The organism is Pseudomonas sp. P5_B2, from assembly GCF_056400445.1.
This window is the reverse complement of the sequence record NZ_JBFULH010000359.1, coordinates 1-4198: the sequence shown is the minus strand read 5'-3', so window position 1 is coordinate 4198 and position 4198 is coordinate 1. Positions and strand designations below refer to the sequence as shown.

Here is a 4198-nt window from a genome sequence, read left to right as displayed (position 1 = left end):
AGGCTATCGCGAGCAGGCTCACTCCTGCAAAAGCAACGCATTAACCATCGGTCTACCGCGACAYCCCCCGCCACAAACTGAACGCCCTTTTCACCTTTCTGCCCGTATAATCCAGCGCTTTCCGACTTGTAAGAAAAACTACACTCCTATGTAGTCTTACGCGAAGTCATCCGCACAGGCCTGCAGAGTCGGGCCGTCACCACAGGTGCCCCTATGGATTTCAACCCGATCGACATTATTCTGCATCTCGACGTTTACCTCGACATGCTGGTGACCAACTACGGGACCTGGATCTACGCCATTCTGTTTCTGGTGATTTTCTGTGAAACCGGCCTGGTGGTGATGCCGTTCTTGCCGGGTGACTCCCTGCTGTTTATCGCCGGTGCCGTTGCGGCTGGTGGTGGCATGGACCCCGTCTTGCTGGGCGGCCTGTTGATGCTCGCGGCGATTCTCGGCGACAGCACCAACTACCTGATTGGTCGAACGGCAGGCGAAAAACTGTTCAGTAACCCGGACTCGAAGATCTTCCGGCGCGACTACCTGCAACAAACCCACGACTTTTATGACAAGCACGGTGGTAAAACCGTAACGCTGGCGCGCTTCATGCCGATCATCCGCACTTTTGCACCGTTCGTCGCCGGCGTCGGCAATATGCCTTACCMGCGTTTCTTTTTCTTCAGCGTTATCGGCACGATCCTTTGGGTCGGTGGCTTGGTGACCCTCGGTTACTTCTTCGGTAACGTACCGTTCATCAAGCAAAACCTGTCACTGCTGGTGGTGGGCATCATCCTGTTGTCGCTGGTTCCGATGCTAATTGGCATGGTCCGTAGCCGCCTCGCCAACGCCGCGTCCAAAGCCCAATCGCGCTGATCCGCGATGTGGTCGCTTAGCGCCTGGCGCCGCCAACGCATTTTGGCCAAGCACCCGATTGCCGACGACATGTGGCAACGGGTGCGCCATCACCTGAGCTTTCTCGATGGCATCAGCGCCGCTGAAGACCAGTGGCTGCGCGAAGCCTGCGTGCTGTTCCTCGAAGACAAACACCTGACCGCCCTGCCCGGCGTCGAACTGCACCAGGAGCAGCGCCTGTTGCTGGCAGCACAGGCGCAATTGCCGCTACTGAATCTGGGCGACTTGAACTGGTATCAGGGTTTCCACGAAATCATCCTCTACCCCGACGACTTCCTCAGCCCCCAGCGCCATCGCGACGCCAGCGGCGTTGAACATGAATGGGACGGCGAACACAGTGGCGAGGCGTGGCAGCAAGGCCCGATCATCCTCGCCTGGCCGGGCGTGATGGCCAGTGGTGGCTGGGAAGGCTACAACCTGGTCATCCACGAACTTGCCCACAAACTCGACATGCTCAACGGCGTCGCCAACGGCTTGCCGCCGCTGCACCCCGACATGCGGGTCAGCGAATGGGCCAAAGTGATGCAAGAGGCCTACGACGACCTTGACCAGCAACTGGAGCGCAATCCAGACGCTGAAACCGCGATCGACCCCTACGCCGCGGAAAACCCCGCCGAATTTTTCGCCGTCACCAGCGAATACTTTTTCAGCGCCCCGGATTTACTGTTCGAGGCCTACCCACGGGTCTATGAGCAGTTCAAGCTTTTCTACCGGCAGGATCCACTGAGCCGGTTACGGCAACTTCTGGCTGCAGACCCGGTCTATCAGGCACGCGACTAAGGTCTCTACGACCGTTGGCTCGTAGCATCCACGGCGGAATATGCCTATAATCGCCGCCACTTTTTGGTCAATCCGGCCAAGTATCTTTGGTCAACTAACGGGGGCACCGCCCAATGAGCTACAGCAAGATTCCGGCTGGCAAAGACCTGCCGAACGACATCTACGTCGCGATCGAGATTCCGGCCAACCACGCGCCGATCAAATACGAAATCGACAAAGACAGCGATTGCCTGTTCGTTGACCGTTTCATGGCCACCCCGATGTTCTACCCGGCCAACTACGGTTACATCCCGAACACCCTGGCTGACGACGGTGATCCCCTCGACGTGCTGGTTGTAACCCCTTACCCGGTTGCTCCAGGCTCGGTCATCCGCGCACGTCCGGTCGGCATCCTGAACATGACCGACGACGGCGGCGGCGATGCCAAAGTCATCGCAGTCCCACACGACAAGCTGTCCCAGCTGTACGTCGATGTGAAGGAATACACCGACCTGCCTCCACTGCTGATCCAGCAGATCGAGCACTTCTTCGCGAACTACAAAGATCTCGAAAAAGGCAAATGGGTGAAGATCGAAGGCTGGGCCGGCGCAGATGCCGCCCGCGAAGCGATCACCAAGTCGGCTGCTGCCTATAAAGGCTAAGACGCCAGTGGCCACGCGCCATTGACGCCTTGAAAAAACCCCGGTCGATCCGGGGTTTTTTGTGGGCGCTGATAAAGCGTCTTAAACAGCGTGTTTAGCTTTCAGTCGCTGCGGTTTTTTTCTGTTTAATTTGTTCCAAATACGTCTTACATCCAGTCGTAAATTTCCCTCGAAATTTGAACGGTTCGTTTATTCAAAGCCCCGCCCTGCGCCCGTAGACTCGTGTTTATGAAAAAGAACACTAGCGGCCCACGGTTCAAAGCACTCCTCGAAAAAGYGAACATCACGACGACAGGATTTGCCGCTTTTTTCGACACGGAAGCACAAAACATCCACAACTGGTACACCCGCGGTGTGCCCGCCTACCGCATGGAAGAGGTCGCCAGATTACTCTCGGTAAACAGCCATTGGCTCAAAACCGGCGAAGGCCCGGAAGACGCCAAACACCTGCACCTGCTCGACGAGTCTGGCCACACCTTCGACACCCAGGCGATTCGTGGCATCTACACGGTCATCGAGCCGACGGATGTCGAACTGCCCCTCTACAAAGAAATGCCCATCGCCCCGGGATCCCACAAAACCCACATCGTGGAAGACACCGGCCAATTCATCCGCCTGCCCAAAAGCCATCTCGACTCCCTGGAAATCAATCATGCGGATGTGTTCTGCATTCACATGCTCGGCAACAGCATGGGCGCGAGAATTGAAGATGGCTCCACACTGGCGATCGACCGTGGGCTGACCAAGGTGATTGATGGGGAGATTTACGCCATCGATCATGACGGAATGCTAAGAATCAAATACCTGCACCGCATGCCGGGCAATGCACTGCGGCTGCGCAGCTACAACAAAACCGAGCACCCGGATGAGATCTTCAGTGCCGAGCAGATCGAGAAGCAGAACATAAGGGTATTGGGGTGGGTGTTCTGGTGGTCGACGCTTAACAAACGCCGGCCGGCGGTGCCGTTTTTGTAAACACACAACCCTGCTACACGTCACCGCAATCGCTCACCCTGAACACCACACTGGGAATTTCCCCAAATAATCAGTATGCTGCGCCCCACATTTGCGCATCGACCCGCCCCGCGGCTCAGATCGCACCGACACGGCAGATGATTTTCTCGCCGAGTCCCACAGCCGAACGCAAGATCCGGGTGTACGTTTTGAAGGCTGGCGCGGTTTACCAAAAATGATCCAAGCCAGTCCCCGAGAAGCCGGCCACAAGCCGGCTTTTTAATGCCTGAAATTCATGTAATTGCTGGCCTCGCACAAAGCATCTGATCCCGCCCCACACCTCACCAAATCCCCATGACCACTTCACCGAACCGCTTGCACAACATCCCCGCAAAAAATATCAACGCTGCCATCCTCAGGAGTCGTACGCACAAGGATGGAGTATTTCCCAGACAACAGGTCTGGAAGCGGAATTGGTGCACTTCGGTAAAAAGTCCAACCGGCTTCAGTAGCGCGTTGAGTGGTAATCCTGTCGTTCATGTCGTAGGCGACCGGGCCAGGCTGTTGGCAACTGCCTTTATTGACAAAGGTGAAGATGCGCAAGGGCAAAATGGTGCCGTCTGGAACACCGGAAAGATAGAAGTCGAAATTGGTTTCACCATCCACGGCGTTCAACGTCGCATTGGCGATCTGCCCGGCATTCTTTTGAGTAGCTTTCAAAGGAACGCTGATCGTTTGGTTGGAAGAGCTGGTACAGCCTAAGAGACTTGCGGTAACCAATAGTGCTGTCAGTGGAGTGCTGTAATTCATTGGCAACCTCTATTGGTGGAAGAAGTGCGTGGGAAAATGTGGATATAGCTCATTAACATCATGCTRCACTACCCCGTCACTTTATGGAGCAGCACCCCATACGA

Annotated in this window: 5 protein-coding genes; 4 read left to right on the top strand and 1 reads right to left on the bottom strand. The window is 55.9% G+C overall.

Annotated elements, in window-relative coordinates:
* Positions 1-213 precede the first annotated feature (213 nt).
* The 4 genes from AC1DRJ_RS20325 (at position 214) to AC1DRJ_RS20310 (ending at position 3305) form a co-directional block, all read left to right on the top strand.
* Positions 214-870 (top strand): DedA family protein, encoded by a 657-nt coding sequence (locus AC1DRJ_RS20325; protein WP_477803724.1) that lies wholly within the window; start codon positions 214-216, stop codon positions 868-870.
* 6 nt (positions 871-876) lie between these two features.
* Complete coding sequence (locus tag AC1DRJ_RS20320; RefSeq protein ID WP_477803723.1) at positions 877-1689, top strand: M90 family metallopeptidase; 813 nt, start codon at positions 877-879, stop codon at positions 1687-1689.
* 113 nt (positions 1690-1802) lie between these two features.
* Positions 1803-2330, top strand: a complete 528-nt coding sequence (gene ppa, locus AC1DRJ_RS20315; protein WP_027924322.1) for an inorganic diphosphatase — start codon at positions 1803-1805, stop codon at positions 2328-2330.
* Between the two features lie 228 nt (positions 2331-2558).
* Entirely contained in the window at positions 2559-3305 is a 747-nt protein-coding gene (locus tag AC1DRJ_RS20310; RefSeq protein ID WP_477803722.1) for a S24 family peptidase, read from the top strand.
* 342 nt (positions 3306-3647) lie between these two features.
* On the opposite strand, the gene AC1DRJ_RS20305 is transcribed toward AC1DRJ_RS20310, so the two are convergent.
* Positions 3648-4094, bottom strand: a complete 447-nt coding sequence (locus tag AC1DRJ_RS20305) for a hypothetical protein (RefSeq protein ID WP_477803721.1) — start codon at positions 4092-4094, stop codon at positions 3648-3650.
* Positions 4095-4198 lie beyond the last annotated feature (104 nt).

Bases quoted from the DNA above. Each gene is read 5' to 3' on its own strand.
- AC1DRJ_RS20320 (WP_477803723.1), top strand. From the start codon at position 877: ATGTGGTCGCTTAGCGCCTGGCGCCGCCAACGCATTTTGGCCAAGCAC.
- ppa (WP_027924322.1), top strand. From the start codon at position 1,803: ATGAGCTACAGCAAGATTCCGGCTGGCAAAGACCTGCCGAACGACATC.
- AC1DRJ_RS20305 (WP_477803721.1), bottom strand. From the start codon at position 4,094: ATGAATTACAGCACTCCACTGACAGCACTATTGGTTACCGCAAGTCTC.